The organism is Sphingomonas hankookensis, from assembly GCF_001619955.1.
Lineage (GTDB): Bacteria > Pseudomonadota > Alphaproteobacteria > Sphingomonadales > Sphingomonadaceae > Sphingomonas > Sphingomonas hankookensis_A.
Genome location: NZ_LQQO01000034.1, coordinates 118869 through 138786 on the forward strand (window position 1 = coordinate 118869; position 19918 = coordinate 138786).

Sequence of the window (19918 nt, forward strand, 5' to 3'; positions counted from 1 at the left end):
GTCACCCCGGCCTTGAGCCGGGGTCCCGCTTCTTCTTCTAGCGTGGGAAAGAAGCGGAACCCCGGATCAAGTCCGGGGTGACGAGTGGACTGGCTTAAAACCGCGCCCCTAGCTCCACGCCATAGAAACGCGGCTCGCCCCGGATATAGGTCGGCACACCGAAGCCGCCGCCGGTATTGCCCGCGTCGATCAGGTAGCGCTCGTTCGTCAGGTTGCGCGCAAAGCCGCCAATGGTGAACCGCTCGCCCAGCTCCACGCCGGCGCGCAGGTTGAACAGCGTGTAGCCCGGCGTCGAGATGGCCTCGCGGTTCGGCAGTTCGAAGAACACCTTCGACCGGTAGGTCATGTTCGGCACGGCATAGAAGGTCGCCGACCCGATCGGCACCCGCAGGTTCGCCCCGGCCGAAGCGGTCATGTCCGGCTGCAAGCGGAAGCGATTGCCCGCGAACACGCCGTTGGTGGCATCGTCGCCGATCCCGCCATCGAGATAGGCGAAGGTGCCGAACAGCGACAGCATCTGCCCAAGGCGCAGATTGCCCTCCAGCTCGACGCCCAGATTGTCCGCCTTGCCCGCAGAGCGCGTCGTGGTCACGCCGTTCTCGGTCACCGACACCTGGAACCCGTCATAGCGCTGGTAGAACACCGACGCCGCACCGCTGAACGGTCCGACGCGGCCCTTGATGCCGCCTTCGTAGTTCCACACCAGTTCCTCGGGCACGATCTGGAGCGCGGGGATCACGCCCGCCGTCGCGCTGCTGCCGGTGCGCGCCGCGGCCAGCTGTACTACCGGCGAGCGGCGGCCCTTGCTGACGGTGGCGTAGAGGTTGACCGCATCGGACAGGCGGAACAGCGCGTTGAAGCGCGGCAGCACGGCGGCGAAGCTGCGCTCCGCCTCGAACTTCGCGCCGTTCGTATTGGCGGTGCCGAGCAGGCTGGTGAACACCCCGGCGCCTGCCAGCAGCCGCGAGAAGGGTTGGACCGAGCTATAGCCCGACTGCCGATCCTCGATCAGCACCCGCGCGCCGGCGGTCAGTTCGAGCGCAGGGACCGGAATCCAGGTCGCATCGGCGAACATCGAATAGGTGTCGTTATTGCCGAAATTGGTGAACTCCGCCGCATAGGGCAGTTCGGTCAGGCTCCCACGCGACAGCACCGCCGTCGCCCGCGCGCCGGGCACCGTGCCATTGGCCGCGACGCAATTTGGACCGGTCGGGATGCCGGCTTGGTTCAGGATAGCCCGAATCGGCGCATAGCCGGCGGTCACCGAACAGGCGAGATAGGTGCCTTCCTCGGTCGAGAACGGCACGCGCTGATAGCCGTTTTCGAAGAAGGCGTTCCACCCGAACGACGCCCGTGCCTTCTCACCGGTGAAGTTGAAGCGGCCTTCATGGCTCCACTGGTCGCCCTTCGCATCCTCGGCGAATTCCAGATACCAGGCCGGGCCGCCATCGGCGTCGAACGTCTCGAGGCTGTTGAACCGGCGATAGCCGTTGACCGTGGTGAAGGTGACGCCGCGCCCCAGATCGACCGACACGGTCAGGTTGGCGTCATACACGTCGCGGTCGAGGCCGAGCTTGCGCTTGCCTAGTACCTCCAACGAATAGGGCGACCCCGACAGTTCGGCAGTTCCGTAATCGCCGGTCTGCCCGCCGGTGGGCGCGAAGGCGCGGCTCTTGAACGCGGTGCCCGGATTGCGCTGGCCGTCATAGGTCAGCACGAGGTCGGCGGTGACCGCATCGCTCGGCGTCCAGCGCAGCGATCCGCGCACCCCGCGCTGATCCTGCCCGTTCAGGTCGTCCTGATCGACGCGCCCCTGATTCTGGTTGGGCACGTTCGCATCGCCCGCGATGTTGCGGACATAGCCGTCGCGATATTTGTACGCGAAGGCAACGCGCGCGGCGAGCGTGTCATTGCCGGCATTGACCATGCCCGACACCTGCGTCCGGTTGAAATTGCCATAGGAGGCGGCAAGGTCGGCGGCGAAGCCGGACTTGGGTTTCGCCGACAGGATCGACACCGCACCGACCGCGGCCGCCGTGCCGAACAATGTCGCCTGCGGCCCCTTCACCGCCTCGATCCGCTCGAGGTCGAACAGGTCCTGATACGCCCCGCGCGACCGGCTGATGTCGACGCCGTTATAATAGAAGGTGACCCGCGCGCCCTGCTGCGCCGATCCCGAATCCGACGTGATCCCGCGAATGACGAAACCCGGATTGTTCGCGCTCTGCTCCTGCACGACCAGCCCCGGAATATATTGCGCGACATCGGCCAGCGTCGACACGCCGAGGTCCGCCATCTTCTGCCCCGTCACTGCCGTCACGGTCACCGGCACGTCCTCGATCCGCTGCTCGACCTTCTGCGCGGTGACGACGATCTCGTCCGCATCATCCCCCTGCGGCTGGACATTGGCCTGGGCGAAGGCGGTGGTCGAACAACCGATCGCGAGCAGGGCGACGGTCGAACGCAGACACGATTTCATGCAATATCCCCTTATTGACGGCGCGCCTCTAGGGGGGCGGCATGACAGGTCGATGACGTCACGGACCTGTCGCATAGGCTGCATAGGAAGCCGGCCATATCGTTTCGACAAAGGCCCTGCCCCATGACCCTGAACCGCCGCGACGCCCTCCGCCTGATGGGCAGCAGCGCCGCGCTGACCCTGCCGAGCATCGCCCATGCCGCCGCGTCCGCGACGTTCGTGCATGGCGTCGCCAGCGGCGATCCGGCGGCGGACGGTGCGATCCTGTGGACCCGCGCGACGCCGGCGGCGGCGGATAGCGGCGACATCGCACTCGACTGGCATGTCGCCGCGAGCAGCGACGGTCCGGCGCTTACCTCCGGCCGCACGACCGCGCGGGCGGCGCGCGACTTCACTGCCAAGGTGCAGGCGACCGGCCTGAAACCCGGCACCGACTATTGGTACTGGTTCACCGCGCCCGACGGCGCCGCCTCGCCCAAGGGCCGCTTCCGCACCCTGCCGCGCGGCGCCACGCCGCAGATCGCGCTCGCGGTGGTGTCGTGCCAGCTCTATCCCGGCGGATATTGGCACGCCTATACCGCGATCGCCGCCGAACCGCGCGTCGACGCGGTGCTGCATCTGGGCGATTACATCTATGAATATGGCGCGGAGGGCTATGGTGCCGACATCGGCCGCAAGCTCGACCGGCTGCCCGAACCGGCCCATGAGATCGTGACGCTCGCCGACTACCGCACCCGTCACGCGCAGGTGAAGCGCGACCCGGCGATGCAGGCGGCGCACGCCCGCGCCGCCTTCATCTGCGTGTGGGACGATCACGAAAGCGCCAACGACGCCTGGGTCGGCGGCGCGGAGAACCATACCCCCTCTACCGAAGGCGACTGGGCGGCGCGCAAGGCGGCGGCGATGCAGGCCTATTTCGAATGGATGCCGATTCGCGATCCCAAGCCCGGCCAGCCCTGGGCCGCGATCAACCGCAGCTTCGATTTCGGCGACCTGACGACCCTCGTCATGGTCGAAACCCGCCTGCTCGCCCGCTCGGAACAGGCCGCGCCCAAGGGCGCCGGCATCGAACCCGAAGATTATGCCGCGATGATGGCGGTCCGCGCCCGCCCGGATCGCGAACTGCTGGGACGCGGCCAACAGGATTGGGTCGAACGCGAACTGGCCCGCTCGGTGCGGGACAAGCGCCCGTGGCAGCTGCTCGGCAACCAAGTGGTGATGGCCAAGGTGCCCGGTCCCGACCTCATCAAGGAGCTGGGGGCGGAGGGCTATGCCGCGATGCTCAACCGCCTGCCCGCCGCCTATGCCCCGCGCATCGCCGCCGCGCAGCGCAGCTATCGCGCCGGCCTGCCGTTCAATTTCGACAGCTGGGACGGCTATCCCCCGGCCCGCGAACGGCTCTACGCCGCGTTCCGCCGCGCGAAGTCGCGGCCGATCGTCCTGTCGGGCGACAGCCATGCCGGCTGGGCCAACGACCTGCACGACGATAGCGGACGGCTGGTCGCCAACGAATTCGGCGCGACCGCGATTTCCAGCCCGTCCTATGGCTCGCTGCTGCCGGGCCTCGGCAAGGTGATCGAAAAGGGGGCGCCGGAGGTCCGCTACTGCGATCAGGACCGCAAGGGCTATCTGCTGCTCACTCTGACGCCGACCCATGCCGACGCGCAGTTCCGTACCGTGTCGAGCGTCACGACGCCGGAATTCGTGACGGAGACGACGGCAAGGTGGCGGGTGGCAGCGGGGAAGCCCGCGCCGATGGTGGCGGTGTAGCGCCGACCCAGCCAAGCCACCGTACCCCCGCGCAGGCGGGGGTTCAGGGCCACAGACGCAAACGTTCGCGGCTCTGGATCCCCGCCTGCGCGGGGATACGGCAGGTGGCCCGCGTTGCACCCGCCCCGCGCCACCCTACATCAGGCGAAGTGCGCGACCTCCCCGCCCCCCTTGCCGACTGGTTCGCCGCACGCGGCTGGTCCCCGCGCCGCCACCAGCGCGACATGCTCGACGTCGCCCGCGCCGGCCGCCACGCGCTGCTCGTCGCCGCGACCGGTGCCGGCAAGACGCTCGCCGGCTTCTTGCCGACGCTCACCGACCTGATCGAGCGCCCGAGCGAAGGCCTCCACACCCTCTACATCTCGCCGCTGAAGGCGCTGGCGGTCGACGTGCAGCGCAACCTGCTGACCCCGATCGCCGAGATGGACCTCCCCATCCGCGTCGAGACGCGCACCGGCGATACCCCGTCCGACCGCAAGGCGCGCCAGCGCAGCAAACCGCCACATATCCTGCTGACCACGCCCGAATCGCTCAGCCTGTTGCTGTCCTATCCCGATGCCGACCGATTGTTCGCGTCGCTGCGCACGATCGTCATCGACGAAGTGCATGCCTTCGCCACCGACAAGCGCGGCGACCTGCTGGCGCTGTGCCTCACCCGCCTGCAACGCCATGCTCCGACCCTGCGTCGCGTCGCGCTGTCGGCGACGGTCGCTGACCCGGACGGCTATCGCGCATGGCTTGCCCCCCATGGCGATATCGATGCGGTGACGCTGGTGCAGGGGGAGCCGGGCGCCGACCCTGACATTCGCATCCTGTTGCCGCAGGACCGCATCCCCTGGTCGGGCCATTCCGGCCGCTATGCTGCGCAACAGGTGATGCGCGAAATCGAGCGCCACCGTACCACCATCGTCTTCTGCAACACCCGCAGCCTCGCCGAACTGATCTTCCAGGATTTGTGGCTGGCGAACGACGCGCAGCTGCCGATCGGCGTCCATCACGGCAGCCTCGACCGCGAGGCGCGACGCAAGGTCGAGGCGGCGATGGCCGACGGCCGCCTGCGCGCGCTGGTCGCCACCGCCAGCCTCGACCTCGGCGTCGACTGGGGCGATGTCGATTGCGTGATCCAGATGGGCGCGCCCAAGGGGTCGTCGCGCCTGCTCCAGCGCATCGGCCGCGCCAACCACCGGCTCGACGAGGTGTCGAAGGCGCTGCTGGTGCCCGGCAACCGCTTCGAATTTCTGGAGGCGCAGGCGGCACTGGATGCAGTCGAGGCCGGCGAACTTGACCACGAAATCTTCCGCCCCGGCGCGTTGGACGTCCTCGCCCAGCATCTGATGGGCTGCGCCTGCGCCGAACCCTTCGCCGCCGCCGACATGCTGGCGGAGGTGCAGGGCGCGCTCCCCTATTCGGCGCTCGACGCCGACACGTTCGACCGCGTGCTGCACTATATCGCCGAGGGCGGCTATGCGCTCAAAGCCTATGACCGGTTCAAACGGCTGCGGCTGGGCAGCGACGGGCTATGGACCGTCACCAAGCCCGCCTTCATCGCGCAGCATCGCCTCAACGCTGGGATCATCGTCGACGCCCCGACGCTCGACGTGCGGTTCAAGAACGGCCGGCGGCTCGGCACGGTCGAGGAATATTTCGCCTCCACCCTGTCGCCGGGCGACACCTTCTTCTTCGCCGGCATGAGCCTGGAAGTGGAGAAGATCGAGCTGACCGACCTCGTCGTCCGCGCCAGCAGCAAGCCCGCGCGCATCCCCAAATATGGCGGCACGCGCATGGCGCTGTCGACCAACCTCGCCGACCGCGTGCGCGGCTTCCTCGCCGATCCATCGGAATGGTCGCGCTTTCCGGACGATGTGCGCGAATGGCTGGAAATCCAGTCGCGCCGCTCGGTCCTGCCGCGTCCGGGCGAATTGCTGGTCGAAACCTTCCCGCATGACGGGCGGCACTATATGGTCGCCTACAGCTTCGAAGGATGGAATGCGCACCAGTCGCTCGGCATGCTGATCACCCGGCGGATGGAGGCGATGGGGCTGAACCCGATCGGTTTCGTCTCGAACGACTATGCGCTGGCCTGCTATTGCCTCGAACCGATCACCGACCCCGCCGCGCTGTTTTCGCCCGACATTCTCGAACATGAATTCGTCGACTGGGTACAGGGGTCGGCGCTGCTCAAACGCGCGTTCCGCGAGGTCGCGGTGATCGGTGGCCTCGTCGAGCGCCAGCATCCGGGCAAGCGCAAGACCGGCAAGCAGGTCACCTTCTCGACCGACCTGATCTACGACGTGTTGCGCAAATACGAACCCGGCCACCTGCTGCTGCAGGCAGCATGGGAGGACGCCCGCGCACGGATGACCGATGTCGGGCGGCTGGCCAAACTGCTGGAGACGGCACAGGCGCGCATTCGGCATGTGACGCTCGACCGGGTCAGCCCGCTTGCCGTTCCGGTGCTGGTGCTGATCGGGCGCGAGCGCGTGACGCAGGGATCGGCCGACGACGCGCTGCTCGTCGAGGCGGGGGCGCTGGCGGCGGAGGCGATGGCGCTGGATTAGTGGTTCCTGGTTCGCAGTTACCTCTGCCCCAGCGTCCTGTCCGCCCCTGACACTTACCCGCCCGTTTGCTTCGAGCGCAGGTTCGAGCCTGTCGAGAACCGAAGTCGAGAAGGGGTTGCCCCGAACACAGGGTTCTCGACGGACGCTTCTCGACAAGCTCGAAGCTGCTCGAACCGAGCGGATTGGGGGCCAGGATAGCAACCCTCACCCCCGCCGTACGCCGGCGAAGGCCGGGGTCCAGTTGGGATACGTCCGCGACTCCATCGCTACCGCACCGAAGCTGGACCCCGGCCTCCGCCGGGGTACGGCTTCCCTGTGGATAACGCCCGTCCACCAAAAGACCGTATCCCCGCGCAGGCGGGGATCCAGGGTTACGAAGCGCAACGTCCTTGGCTCTGGATCCCCGCCTGCGCGGGGATACGCTCAAGGAGAACGGGCATAACCCCGCCTGTCAAACGTCCAGATTCGCCACGTTCAGCGCATTCTCCTGAATGAAATCCCGCCGCGGCTCGACGACATCGCCCATCAACCGCGTAAAGATCTCGTCCGCCACGTCCGCCTGGTCGATCGCGACGCGCAGCATCGACCGGTTGGCCGGATCGAGCGTGGTTTCCCACAGCTGTTCGGCGTTCATCTCGCCCAGCCCCTTGTAACGCTGGATCGACAGGCCCTTGCGCCCGGCCGCCAGGATCGCGTCGAGCAACTGGCTCGGCCGCGCGACCAGCGTCTCGCCCTTCGCGGCAACGGCAGGCGCCTCTTCCTCACCTTCGGCAGCCGCTTCGCCGGCACTGCGCGCACTGACCAGCTTCGACACGCCGGCATAGCTCGCCGCTTCCTCCGCCGCCAACGCATGGAGCTTGCGCCCCTCGGCCGACAGCAGGAACGCCGGTTCGATATTGTGGGTGTCGGTGACGCCACGCCAGCGGCGCTGGAACTGCAGCCCGCCATCCTCGGTCACCCGCGCGGTCCATTGCGCCTCGCCATCGGTGCGGCCGATGCGCGACACCGCGTCCTGCAACCGCGTATCGCGATCCGCCTGCCCGATCGCCGGATCCAGCACGCCGGCCAGCGCCAGCACCTCGACGATGCCCATGTCGTAGCGGCGCGGGACATAGCGCATCAGCGTCCGCATCCGCCGCGCATGGCCCAGCAGCGCCTTCAGGTCGTCGCCGCTGCGCGCACCGGCCGGGCTTTCCAGCACATGCGCGCTGACCCCGGCCTCGACCAGATATTCGTCGAGCGCGTTGTCGTCCTTGAGGTACACTTCCGACCGGCCCTTCGTCGCCTTATACAGCGGCGGCTGGGCGATATAGAGGTGCCCCGCCTCGATGATCTCGGGCATCTGGCGATAGAAGAAGGTCAGCAGCAGCGTACGGATATGCGCGCCGTCGACGTCGGCGTCGGTCATGATGACGATCTTGTGGTAGCGCAGCTTGGCGATGTTGAAATCGTCGCGGATGCCGGTGCCCAGCGCGGTGATGATCGTCCCGATCTCGCGGCTGGCGAGCATCCGGTCGAACCGCGCACGCTCGACGTTCAGAATTTTTCCGCGCAGCGGCAGGATCGCCTGAAAATGGCGGTCGCGCCCCTGCTTGGCCGAACCACCGGCCGAGTCACCCTCGACGAAGAACAGTTCGGACTTGGCGGGATCGCGTTCCTGGCAATCGGCCAGCTTGCCGGGCAGCGACGCGATGTCCATCGCGCCCTTGCGGCGGGTCAGCTCGCGCGCCTTCTTCGCGGCCTCGCGCGCGGCGGCGGCGTCGATCACCTTCTGGATGATCGCCTTCGCATTGCCCGGATTTTCCTCCAGATAATCTGCCAGCTTGTCGGCCATCAGCGCTTCCAGCGGCTGACGGACCTCCGACGACACCAGCTTGTCCTTGGTCTGCGACGAGAATTTCGGATCGGGCAGCTTGACCGACACGATCGCGGTCAACCCTTCGCGCATGTCGTCGCCGGTGAGGGAGACCTTCTCCTTCTTCAGCATCCCCGACTTGTCGGCGTAATTGTTGAGCGTACGCGTCAGCGCGGCGCGGAACGCCGCCATGTGCGTCCCGCCGTCGCGCTGGGGAATGTTGTTGGTGAAGGCGAGGACGTTCTCGTAATAGCTGTCGTTCCATTCCAGCGCGACGTCGATGCCGACATCGTCGCGGAAGCCGTTGATGGCGATCGGCTCGGGCATCAGCGGGTTCTTGGTCCGGTCGAGATATTTCACGAACGCGGCGATCCCGCCTTCGTAATAGAGCTCGACCTCGCGCGGCTCCTCGTGCCGGGCATCGACCAGCACCAGCCGCACGCCCGAATTGAGGAACGCCAGCTCGCGGAAGCGGTGTTCCAGCTTGTCGAAATCGAACTCGGTGATCTTGAACGTCTCGGCCGAGGGCAGGAACGTCACGCGGGTGCCGCGCTTTTCCGATGGGCCGACGACCTTCAGCGGCGCTTCGGCATCGCCCCGGCGGAAGCGCATATAATGCTCCTGCCCGTCGCGCCAGATCGTCAGGTCGAGAAAGTCGGAAAGGGCATTCACCACCGACACGCCGACGCCGTGCAGGCCGCCCGACACCTTGTACGCATTGTCGTCGTTGGTGTTCTCGAACTTGCCGCCGGCGTGCAGCTGGGTCATGATGACCTCGGCGGCCGACACGCCCTCTTCGCTGTGGATGCCGGTCGGAATCCCGCGGCCATTATCCTCGACCGAGACGGAGCCATCGGCGTTCAGCGTGATGAGGATGCGGTCGCAGTGCCCGGCCAGCGCCTCGTCGATCGCATTGTCGCTGACCTCGAACACCATGTGGTGCAGGCCGGAGCCGTCGTCGGTATCGCCGATATACATGCCGGGGCGCTTGCGGACCGCGTCCAGCCCCTTGAGCACCTTGATCGAATCTGCGCCGTAGTCGTTCTGATTGGGGTTCGTTGCCATAGCGAGTATATAGGGTTTTGCGCGAGGGAACTAAAGCAAAACCCGCATAGGATGCGGGTCGTTTCGGCGCCCCACGTTCGTCATTCCCGCGAAGGCGGGAATCCTTAAACGCCGACGGCGCGGCAGGGTCGCTAACGACAGCGTGTATGGACTCCCGCCTTCGCGGGAGTGACGAAATCTCGCCATCCGTTCCGCCTGAATAATGAACGGCAGCTAACAGGCGCATTCAGTATCGGCTCAAGCGAATCGGCGCATACCCCAAATCACAGACGGACTTCCCGACACGGGATCAACCACCGTCACCGAGTTTTGAGGGAGAAGACCCATGTTCAAGAAGCTGACGCTTGCCGCTGCCGCGCTTGCCACGGTCGCTACCGCCGCCGCTCCGACCGCCGCTTCGGCGCAGAGCTGGCGCGGGGACCGCTACGAGCGGGATTATCGCGACGGTCGCGGCTATCGTGAATATCGCGGCGACCGCGGCTATTATCGCGACCGCCAGTACAACCGTCGCGGCGCGCGCTGCGAGAATGGCGACGGCGGCACGGTGATCGGCGCGATCGCCGGCGGCCTGCTCGGCAACACCGTTGCCGGTCGTGGCAACCGCCTGCTCGGCACCATCCTGGGTGGTGGCGTCGGTGCGGTCGCCGGCCGGGCGATCGATCGGGCCGACCCGCCGCGCTACTGCAACCGCTAACCGGTTTCCGGCACCCCCGGTGGCGTAACGGGGTGTCGGACTCGGGGCCGGTCCTTCCTTCGGGAGGGGCCGGCCCTTTTTGCGCGTCCGCCGCGCCTTGGCCGCTTTTCGCCACGCTTCGGTCCGAAACCGCCCCTAGCCCGGTCGCCGCAACGAACGTGGAGCGGCGGATGAGGATGGCAGTCGGGCGAAGTCTGGCCGGTGCCGCCGTGCTGGCGGTGCCGCTGCCCGCCGCCGCGCAGGAGGAAGACGACTCGCCGCGCGACGAAATCGTCGTCACCGGCAAGCGCCCGCCCGGCTCCGCCATCGGCGACATCGCGCCGGTTGCGGTGCTCGACGCCGCGGCGCTCCGCGCGCTGGGCGCGACCAGCATGGAACAGCTGGCCCAGCTGCTCAAACCGCTGACCAGCTCGGCCAGCGGCGGCGACCCCGTCTTCCTGCTCAACGGCCGCCGCATCTCGGGCTATCGCGAAATCTGGACGCTCCCGCCCGAGGCGCTGGAGCGGACCGAAGTGCTGTCGGAACAGGACGCCGCCCGCTTCGGCTTTGCGCCGACGGTCCGTGTCGTCAATTTCGTGCTGAAACAGAAATTTCGCGCGCTGGTCTTCGATCAGGGGGCGGGGACGACGACCGATGGCGGCGGCGGCACCGAACGGCTGGAACTGGGGTCGACCCGCATCGCCGGCGACCGCCGCACCGTCCTCGCCATCACGTACGACCGGCAAAATCCGCTGCGCGCATCGCAGCGCCCCTATCTGCCCGACAGCGACAGCCCGTTCGACCGCAACGGCAACGTTCGTGCGCCGGACGGCGGCAGCATCGACCCCGCGCTCGATTCGCTCGCCGGACGGCCGATAACCGCCGCCGCAGTACCGTTCGACCCGGTACAGCGCGGCACGCTCGCCGCCTACGCGTCCGGCAGCCGCCGCGCGACCGACCTCGCCCCCTTCCTTTCGCTGCGCAGCCGCGACGCGCTGAAGGTCGACGGCACCCATGTCGTGCCGATCGGCAAGACGATGCTCGCCTCGCTCAACCTGACGATGGAGGCGGATCGCGGCCGCGCGCTGGCCGGGTTGCAGGGAGCGACGCTCGCCCTGCCCGCCGGATCGCCGCTGCCCTTCGACCGCCCGGTGCTGCTCGACCGCTATCTGGACGAAGGGCCGGTGCTGACCCAGCGCAACGACAATCTGACGCTGCATGCCGCCTCGACCGTGCAGGGCGGGGTCGGGCGCTGGCTGTGGACCGTCACCGGCGGATACGACCGGGTCCGCGCCCGTGCCGCCGTCGATCGCGGCATCGCAGCCGATGCGTTGCAGGCGGCGGTCGATGGTGGCGCCGATCCGTTCGACCTCTCCCCCGCCCTCACCGCCCGGCCGATGATCGTCACGCGCAGCCGCACCGTCACCGGCACGCTTATGGCCAAGGCGACCGCCAACGGCCCGGTCCTGCAACTGCCCGCCGGCCCCGCGCAGCTGACGCTCAACGCCGATTACGCCCGCTCGGACAGTAGCGGACGATTGGCCGACGATGCAGGCGCCGCCAGCACCCTGACCCGTACCGTGCAGGGCGGCAGCGCCAGCCTTGACCTGCCGCTCACTTCGACCGATCGCGGCGTGCTGTCGGCGATCGGCTCGCTGTCGGCCAATGTCATGCTCGGCCTGACCGGCGTGTCGGACTATGGCAGCCTCGCCAGCAGCAATTTCGCGCTCAACTGGGCGCCGAAGCGTCCGGTGCAGATCACCGCGTCGATCAACACCGCGCGCACCCCGCCGGCCATCGCGACCCTGACCCAGCCGATCGTCACCGTGCCCAACACGCCGTTCTTCGACTTCGTGACCGGGGCCAGCGCGCCGATCGCGGTGACCGGCGGCGGCAATACCGATTTGCGGCCGGAGGAACGGCAGATCCGCACGTTCGGCATCGGCTGGCGTCCGATCAAGAACAAACAGCTCAACCTCGGCGTCAGCTATGTCGACACGCGCATCACCGATCAGGTCGCCAATCTGGTCAGCGCGACGGCGGCGTTGCAGGCGGCGTTCCCCGACCGCTTCGTCCGCGACGATAGCGGCCGGCTGCTGCGCGCCGACATCCGCCCGGTGAACCTGTTCGGCGAGGTCGAGCGCAAGGTTAAGGCCGAAATCTCGTTCTTCGGCCCCATCGGCCCCACCCCGCCGCCTCCGGCCAAGGACGCGCCGCCGCCGCCCGACCGGCCACAGCTCTGGGCGTTCCTGACGGCGACCGCCCGCCTGTCCGACCGGCTGACGCTCCGACAGGGACAGGGCGAACTCGACCTGCTCGACGGCGAGACGCTGGACGGCAACAGCGGCCGCCCGCGCTATGAGCTGATGGGCAATATCGGCGGATCGGTCGGCGCCTTCCGCATGGGCGTCTATGGCAACCAACGCCCCGCGACCCGCATCCGCAGCACGCTGCCGGCGTCCGACCTGCGCTTTTCGGGGCTGACCTTCCTCGGCCTCTATTCGCAAGTCCAGGCCGACAAGCTCGCCCCCCGCGCGCCATGGGCGAAGCGGATGGTATTGCAGTTCGAGGTGCAGAACCTGCTCAACGACCGCGTCGATGTCCGCGACCGGAACGACGCGGTGCCCTATCGCTTCCAGCCGTCGTTCCTCGACCCTTACGGCCGGATCGTCCGCCTGTCGGTGCGGAAATTGTTCTGAGTGCCAAACCGTACCCCCGCGCAGGCGGGGGTCCAGAGCCAAGGGCGAAACGGCAGCGTTCGCTGCCCTGGACCCCCGCCTGCGCGGGGGTACGCCTGGAGCCTGCGAAACTACTCCACCCAGTCCAGTCCGATATCCCGGTACAGCATCCGGTCCTCTTCCCAGTTCGGCTTGACCTTCACATGCAGGTACAGGTGCACGCGCACCCCCAGCAATTCCTGCAATTCCTTGCGCGCCGTCGCGCCGATTTCCTTGATCCGCTGCCCGCCCTTGCCCAGCACGATCGCGCGCTGCGTATCACGCGCCACGTAAATCTGCTGGTGGATTTCGACCGACCCGTCCTCACGCTCCAGATAGCGTTCGGTGTCGACCGCGCTCGCATAGGGCAGTTCCTCGTGCAGCTGGTGGTACAGTTGCTCGCGCGTCACTTCCGCCGCCAGCATCCGGTCGGTGGCGTCGCTCACCTGATCCTCGGGGAAATGCCACGGCCCTTCCGGCATCCGCTTCGCCAGCGCCGCCTTCATTTCCGCCAGCCCGTCGCCGGTCGTGGCGCTGACGAAGAACGTTTCCTCGAACGCCGCCATTTCGTGCAGCCGCGCGGCATGGTCCAGCAGGCGCGGCTTGTCGGCAATGTCGACCTTGTTGAGGATCAGCAGCTTCGGCTCTTTCCGGTCGGCCAGCGGTTCGACGATCGCGCGGACCTTGGGGCCGATCCCGCCCTTGCCGTCGACCACCACCGCGATCGCATCGGCGCCCGCCGTGCCTTCCCACGCCGCCGACACCATCGCCCGGTCCAGCCGCCGCTTCGGCTCGAAGATACCCGGCGTATCGACCAGCAGCAGCTGGGTATCGCCCTCGATCGCGATGCCCATCAACCGGGTGCGCGTCGTCTGCGCCTTGGGACTGGTGATCGCGACCTTCTGTCCGACCAGTGCATTGACCAGGGTCGATTTGCCCGCATTCGGGGCACCGAGGATCGCGACGAGGCCGCACGACTGGGGGGAGGACGTCAAAAGAGCAAAACCTGTCGATAAGGGAGAGGGATCGCCCCTCTTACCCGCCCCGCCCCCGGCTGCAAAGCATCCCGATCCGCTCTTGATCGCGCCGGACGGGTTCGCTACGCATTAGTCAGACAAAAACGACATAGGGGGGATTGATCCCATGACCGGCCGGACCACCACGCGCCTCAAACTGCGCCAGCGCGCACGCGCCTTTGCGCTGGGCACCGCATCCTTGCTGATCGCGGCGACCGCCACGGCCCAGACGGCGCCGACGCCGCAGCCGGGCGAGCCGGCGCGAATCACCATTCGCGGCGATCAGGCCGGTCCCACCTATGACCGGCGTATCTTCACCCAGTTCGCCGAGCATCTGGGCAACGGCATCTATGGCGGCCTGTGGGTCGGCAACGACCGTCGAATCCCCAATACCCGCGGCTTCCGCAACGACGTCGTCGCGGCGCTGAAGCGGCTCGGCGTGCCGGTCATCCGCTGGCCCGGCGGCTGCTTCGCCGACGAATATCACTGGCGCGAAGGGATCGGGCCGAAGGCCAAGCGCCCGGTCAAGATCAACACCAACTGGGGCGGCGTTACCGAGGATAATGCGGTCGGCACCCATGAATTCATGGACCTGACCGAACAGGTCGGTGCCGAAGCCTATATCTCGGGCAATGTCGGCAACGGGTCCGCCCGCGAAATGGCCGAATGGGTCGAATATATGACCCAGCGCGCCGGCACGCTGGCCGACGAACGCGCCCGCAACGGCCGCAAGGAACCGTGGAAGGTCCCCTATTTCGGCATTGGCAACGAACTATGGGGCTGTGGCGGCAACATGCGCCCCGAATATGGCGCCGACGAAACGAAGCGCTTCGCGACCTTCATCAAGTCGCCCGAGGGCAGCCGCGTGCTGAAGATCGCGTCGGGTGCCAATTCCGACGACTATAACTGGACCGAGGTGATGATGCGCGAAGCGATGCGGCACATCGATGCCGTCTCGCTCCATTACTACACCGTCCCCGGCGGCTGGGCACCCAAGGCGTCGCCGACCCAGTTCACCGAATCCGAATGGGCCGAAACGCTCGGCCTCACCTGGAAGATGGAGGAACTGATCGCCAAGCACAGCGCGATCATGGACAAATATGATCCGCAGAAGCGCGTGTGGCTGGCCGTCGACGAATGGGGCACGTGGTACGGGCAGGACCCGGGCACGACGCCGGGCTTCCTGCGCCAGCAGAACACGCTGCGCGACGCGCTGGTCGCCGCGATCAACCTGAACATCTTCGCCAAGCATGCCGACCGGGTGAAGATGACCGCCATCGCGCAGATGGTGAACGTGCTGCAGGCGATGATCCTGACCGACGGGCCGAAGATGGTCCTGACGCCGACCTATCACGTGTTCGAAATGTACAAGCCGTTCATGGACGGCACCGTCCTGCCGATCACGATCGACAGCCCATACTATTCGCGCGACAAATGGGCGATCCCGGCGGTGTCGGCCTCGGCCGTGCGCGGCAAGGACGGTGCGGTGCACATCGCGCTGTCCAACGCCGACCCGAACCGCCCGGCCCCGATCAACGTCGCGCTGACCGGCGTGGCGGGCACGACCATCACCGGCCGCGTCCTAACCGCCCCGACGATGACCGCGCACAATAACTTCGACAACCCGAACGCGGTCGTACCGGCGACCTTCACCGGCGCGCAGATCGCCAACGGCACGCTGTCGGTGACGCTGCCGGCCAAGTCGGTGGTAATGCTCGACGTCAAGTAATACGGGCGGGGGCGGCCGGAAGGTCGCCCCTTCCCCTCCCGTTTGCTTCGAGCGCAGGTTCGAGCCTGTCGAGAACCGAAGTCGAGAAGGCCCCGCCCCAGGCACCCCGTTCTCGACTACCGCTACTCGACAAGCTCGAAGCTGCTCGAACCAAACGGGTAAGATAGCGGCCGGCCGTACCCCCGCGCAGGCGGGGGTCCAGAGCCCCAACCACTGCCCTCACCACACCTGACCCTGGACCCCCGCCCGCGCCGGCGCGGCCATCCCGGCCCCGCGCGCCGCGATGGCCGCTTTCCTACAACAAAACGTTCTGGTTACGTTCCACCTCCAACAGGAGGACGAAATGGACGCAACCACCCTGATCGAAGACGTGATCGACCGCGAAGGCGGCTATGTCGACCACCCCGCCGACCGTGGCGGCGCGACCCGCTACGGCATCACCCAAGCCGTCGCCCGCGCGGAAGGTTACACCGGCGCGATGCGCGACCTGCCCCGCGCCCTCGCCGCACGCATCTACCGCCGCCGCTACTGGCAGGCGCCGAACTTCGCGGCGGTAGCGACCCGTGCGCCGCTACTCGCCGCCGAACTGTTCGACACCGGCGTCAACATGGGACCGTCGGTCGCCGCGACCTTTCTCCAGCGCATCCTGAACGCGCTCAACCGCCAGCAGCGCGACTGGGGCGATATCGCGGTCGATGGCAACATCGGCGCGCAGACGCTCGCCGCGCTCGACACCCTCCTCGCCACCCGCGGCCCGGCGGCAGAGGCGGTTTTGGTCAAGGCAATCAACGCCTTGCAGGGCGAACGCTATCTCCGCTTGGCCGAAACGCGCCCCGCTAACGAAGCCTTTCTCTACGGCTGGCTCGCCCTGCGCGTCGATACGCCACGAGTGTGAACTTAGTGAACTTTGACCTTTCGGAGGCCCTATGATCGATTCCCTGATCGCGCCGATCGCGGCGCTGCTCGACAAGCTGATCCCCGACCCCAGGGCCCGCGACGCGGCCAAGCTGGAACTGCTGAAACTCGAATCCACCGCCGATCTCGACCGGGTCAAGGCGCAACTCTCCGCGATCGTCGCGGAGGCGCAGTCGACCGACCCGTGGACCTCGCGCGCGCGGCCGGGCTTCCTATACGTCATGTACGCGCTGCTGCTCTGGGCGATCCCGATGGGGCTGATCTCGGCGGTCCAGCCCGACATGGCCGCCGGCATCGCGCGCGGCATGACCGCCTATCTGCGCGGCATCCCGGAGGAATTGTACGCCCTCTTCGGCACCGGCTATCTCGGCTACACAGCGGCCAGGGCCTGGGGGAAGGCGAAAGGCGCCGAACGCTAAAGATCCTCGCCATTCCATGGGGAGGGGGACCGTCGCCGAAGGCGATGGTGGAGGGGCAGCGCCCCACACGCAACGACTGCGTTCGCGGCGCACCGCTCCACCATCCTTCGGATGGTCCCCCTCCCCGCAGAGCGGGGAGGATTTGAAGCCCACCTTGTCCAACCCAACCTCCTCCCCATATCGCGCCCATGAGCAAAGAGACGGTGTGGCACGGCACCACGATTGTATCCGTGCGTCGCGGCGGTCGCGTGGTGATCGCGGGGGATGGGCAGGTTTCGGCCGGACAGACGGTCATGAAACCCAATGCGCGGAAAGTCCGCCCGCTGGGCGACGGCAAGGTGATCGCCGGGTTCGCCGGCGCCACCGCCGACGCCTTCACCCTGTTCGAACGGCTGGAAGCGAAGCTGGAGCGCCATCAGGGCCAACTGCTGCGCGCCGCCGTCGAACTGGCCAAGGACTGGCGCACCGACAAGTTCCTGCGCAACCTGGAGGCGATGCTGATCGTCGCCGACAAGGACGTGACGCTGGTCGTCACCGGCAATGGCGACGTGCTGGAACCCGAAGCCGGCATCGCCGCGATCGGATCGGGCGGCAATTTCGCCCTCGCCGCCGCCCGCGCGCTGTCGGACTATGAAGGCGACGCCGAAAAGGTCGCGCGCAAGGCATTGGCCATCGCCGCCGAACTCTGCGTCTACACCAACGATCGCGTCACCCTCGAAGCGCTCGACAGCGCGAACTGACGGACATTCCATGCAAGACAATCTGACTCCGAAGGCGATCGTCGCTGCCCTCGACGCGCATATCATCGGCCAGCAGGACGCCAAGCGCGCCGTCGCGGTGGCGCTGCGTAACCGCTGGCGTCGGCAGCAGCTCTCGCCCGACCTGCGCGACGAGGTATCGCCCAAGAACATCCTGATGATCGGCCCCACCGGCTGCGGCAAGACCGAGATCAGCCGGCGTCTGGCCAAGCTCGCCGACGCGCCGTTCGTGAAGGTCGAGGCGACCAAGTTCACCGAGGTCGGCTATGTCGGCCGCGACGTCGAACAGATCGCCCGCGACCTCGTCGAGGAAGCGATCCGGCTGGAACGCGAACGCCGCCGCGTCGCGGTCAAGGACAAGGCGGAGGAAGCGGCGATGGCCCGCCTGCTCGACGCGCTGACCGGCAAGGGCGCCAGCGAAGCGACCCGCGAGGCGTTCCGTCAGCGCTTCAACGACGGCCATCTCGACGACAAGGAAGTCGAGATCGAGCTCGACGCGGCCCCGCAGATGCCGTTCGAAATCCCCGGTGCCGCGCCGCAGATGATCAACCTGTCGGAAATGATGGGCAAGGCGTTCGGCGGAGGCCAGCAGAAGCGCCGCAAGCTGACCGTCCGCGCCGCCTGGGACAAGCTGGTCGAGGAAGAGGCCGACAAGCGCCTCGACCAGGACGAGGTCAGCCGCGCTGCGCTGGCCGATGCCGAGGCGAACGGCATCGTCTTCCTCGACGAGATCGACAAGATCGCGGTCAGCGACGTGCGCGGCGGTTCGGTCAGCCGCGAAGGCGTGCAGCGCGACCTGTTGCCGCTGATCGAGGGGACGACCGTCGCCACCAAATACGGCCCGATGAAGACCGACCATGTCCTCTTCATCGCGTCGGGCGCGTTCCATGTGGCGAAGCCCAGCGACCTGCTGCCCGAACTACAGGGTCGCCTGCCGATCCGGGTCGAGCTGAAGGGCCTGACCGAGGCCGATTTCATCGCGATCCTGTCGGATACCAAGGCATCGCTGCCCGCACAGTATCGCGCGCTGCTCGGCACCGAATCCGTCGAGGTGACCTTCACCGACGACGGCATCGCCGCCATCGCCCGCATCGCGGCGGAGGTGAATGCGGAGGTCGAGAATATCGGCGCCCGCCGTCTGCAGACGGTGATGGAGAAGCTGCTGGAAGAGGTCAGCTTCGACGCCGAGGATCGCGCGGGCCAAGCGGTGACGATCGACGCGCCCTATGTAGAAAAGCAGCTGGCCAGCATCGCACGGAACACCGACCTCAGCCGCTACGTGCTGTGATCCCGTACCGCCGTTCGTGCTGAGTAGGGATTGAGCAAAGTCGAAAGCCCGTATCGAAGCACCCTGGAGGTCCTTCGATACGCCGCTTCGACAGGCTCAGCGGCTACTCAGGACGAACGGGCGGGAGAGAGTTCCATCCCCCCAAACCCGTTCGGTTCGAGCAGCTTCGAGCTTGTCGAGAAGCGTCAGTCGAGAACGCGGAGTTTGAGGCACCCCGTTCTCGACAAGCTCGAACCAAACGGGAGAGCGGGGAGGTGGCAGTGAAGGCTCACCCCACCTTGTCATACGGCACGAACTCCCCGAACGTGCAATCCGCCGACGCGATCGGCGCACCGCGATCGACCAGCCGGAACCGGTCGTTGCGGCACACCTGCGCCCCGTACAGGATCGACACGACGATCTGATCGTCGCGCAGGAACGGGCAGCGGTCGCGTACCTGGGTCCGCCACAGCCGCTTGCCGGTCTGGCGATAGATCAGCGAATCGCCCACCACCTGCGGCCCGTCAATGAAGCCGGTCGGGATGCAGTTCTCGGGCTTGCCCGCCACCCGCCCCGCCAGCATCTTCGCAAGCTCCCGGTCGCCCCGGGCCTGCGTCTCCGCCAGTTGCTGCGGAGTCGCGCAGGCGCCCAGTAACAGCGCCGCCGTCCATGCCATTCGCTTCATCGCGCCTCTCCT

At 67.3% G+C, this 19918-nt stretch carries 13 protein-coding genes; 9 read left to right on the forward strand and 4 right to left on the reverse strand.

Features of this window, described 5'->3' with window-relative positions; genetic code table 11:
* Positions 1-94: 94 nt before the first annotated feature.
* Positions 95-2479 (reverse strand): TonB-dependent receptor, encoded by a 2385-nt coding sequence (locus AVT10_RS12520; RefSeq protein ID WP_066691921.1) that lies wholly within the window; start codon positions 2477-2479, stop codon positions 95-97.
* A gap of 123 nt (positions 2480-2602) precedes the next feature.
* On the opposite strand from AVT10_RS12520, the gene AVT10_RS12525 reads away from it, so the two are divergent.
* Both AVT10_RS12525 and AVT10_RS12530 read left to right on the forward strand, forming a co-directional pair.
* Positions 2603-4249, forward strand: coding sequence for an alkaline phosphatase D family protein (locus AVT10_RS12525; RefSeq protein ID WP_066691924.1), 1647 nt, complete (start codon positions 2603-2605; stop codon positions 4247-4249).
* A gap of 149 nt (positions 4250-4398) precedes the next feature.
* A complete protein-coding gene (locus AVT10_RS12530; protein ID WP_084401678.1) occupies positions 4399-6807 on the forward strand; it encodes a ligase-associated DNA damage response DEXH box helicase in 2409 nt (802 codons plus the stop codon).
* 451 nt (positions 6808-7258) lie between these two features.
* Here the strand turns inward: AVT10_RS12530 and gyrB are convergent, their stop codons facing one another.
* Positions 7259-9727 carry a DNA topoisomerase (ATP-hydrolyzing) subunit B gene (gyrB, locus tag AVT10_RS12535; protein ID WP_066691926.1) on the reverse strand — a complete coding sequence of 823 codons (2469 nt, stop codon included), beginning with the start codon at positions 9725-9727 and terminating at the stop codon, positions 7259-7261.
* A gap of 325 nt (positions 9728-10052) precedes the next feature.
* Between gyrB and AVT10_RS12540 the strand changes: the two genes are divergently transcribed.
* Positions 10053-10421, forward strand: a complete 369-nt coding sequence (locus AVT10_RS12540) for a glycine zipper 2TM domain-containing protein (RefSeq protein ID WP_066691929.1) — start codon at positions 10053-10055, stop codon at positions 10419-10421.
* A gap of 170 nt (positions 10422-10591) precedes the next feature.
* Positions 10592-13099 carry a TonB-dependent receptor gene (locus tag AVT10_RS12545; RefSeq protein ID WP_232308019.1) on the forward strand — a complete coding sequence of 836 codons (2508 nt, stop codon included), beginning with the start codon at positions 10592-10594 and terminating at the stop codon, positions 13097-13099.
* Between the two features lie 110 nt (positions 13100-13209).
* Here AVT10_RS12545 and era read toward each other — a convergent pair whose 3' ends face one another.
* Positions 13210-14112, reverse strand: coding sequence for a GTPase Era (gene era, locus AVT10_RS12550; RefSeq protein WP_066691943.1), 903 nt, complete (start codon positions 14110-14112; stop codon positions 13210-13212).
* A 148-nt stretch (positions 14113-14260) separates the two neighbouring features.
* Between era and AVT10_RS12555 the strand changes: the two genes are divergently transcribed.
* The 5 genes from AVT10_RS12555 to hslU all read left to right on the forward strand — a co-directional run bounded on the left by AVT10_RS12555 (position 14261) and on the right by hslU (position 19242).
* Positions 14261-15862 carry an alpha-N-arabinofuranosidase gene (locus AVT10_RS12555; protein ID WP_084401679.1) on the forward strand — a complete coding sequence of 534 codons (1602 nt, stop codon included), beginning with the start codon at positions 14261-14263 and terminating at the stop codon, positions 15860-15862.
* A 343-nt stretch (positions 15863-16205) separates the two neighbouring features.
* Positions 16206-16757 (forward strand): glycoside hydrolase family 108 protein, encoded by a 552-nt coding sequence (locus AVT10_RS12560; RefSeq protein WP_066691946.1) that lies wholly within the window; start codon positions 16206-16208, stop codon positions 16755-16757.
* Between the two features lie 31 nt (positions 16758-16788).
* Positions 16789-17196 (forward strand): holin family protein, encoded by a 408-nt coding sequence (locus AVT10_RS12565; protein WP_066691949.1) that lies wholly within the window; start codon positions 16789-16791, stop codon positions 17194-17196.
* A 188-nt stretch (positions 17197-17384) separates the two neighbouring features.
* Positions 17385-17936, forward strand: a complete 552-nt coding sequence (hslV, locus tag AVT10_RS12570; RefSeq protein ID WP_055757729.1) for an ATP-dependent protease subunit HslV — start codon at positions 17385-17387, stop codon at positions 17934-17936.
* A gap of 10 nt (positions 17937-17946) precedes the next feature.
* Positions 17947-19242, forward strand: coding sequence for an ATP-dependent protease ATPase subunit HslU (hslU, locus tag AVT10_RS12575; RefSeq protein ID WP_066691952.1), 1296 nt, complete (start codon positions 17947-17949; stop codon positions 19240-19242).
* Positions 19243-19510: 268 nt separating this feature from the next.
* Here hslU and AVT10_RS12580 read toward each other — a convergent pair whose 3' ends face one another.
* Entirely contained in the window at positions 19511-19906 is a 396-nt protein-coding gene (locus tag AVT10_RS12580; RefSeq protein ID WP_126014812.1) for a hypothetical protein, read from the reverse strand.
* Positions 19907-19918 lie beyond the last annotated feature (12 nt).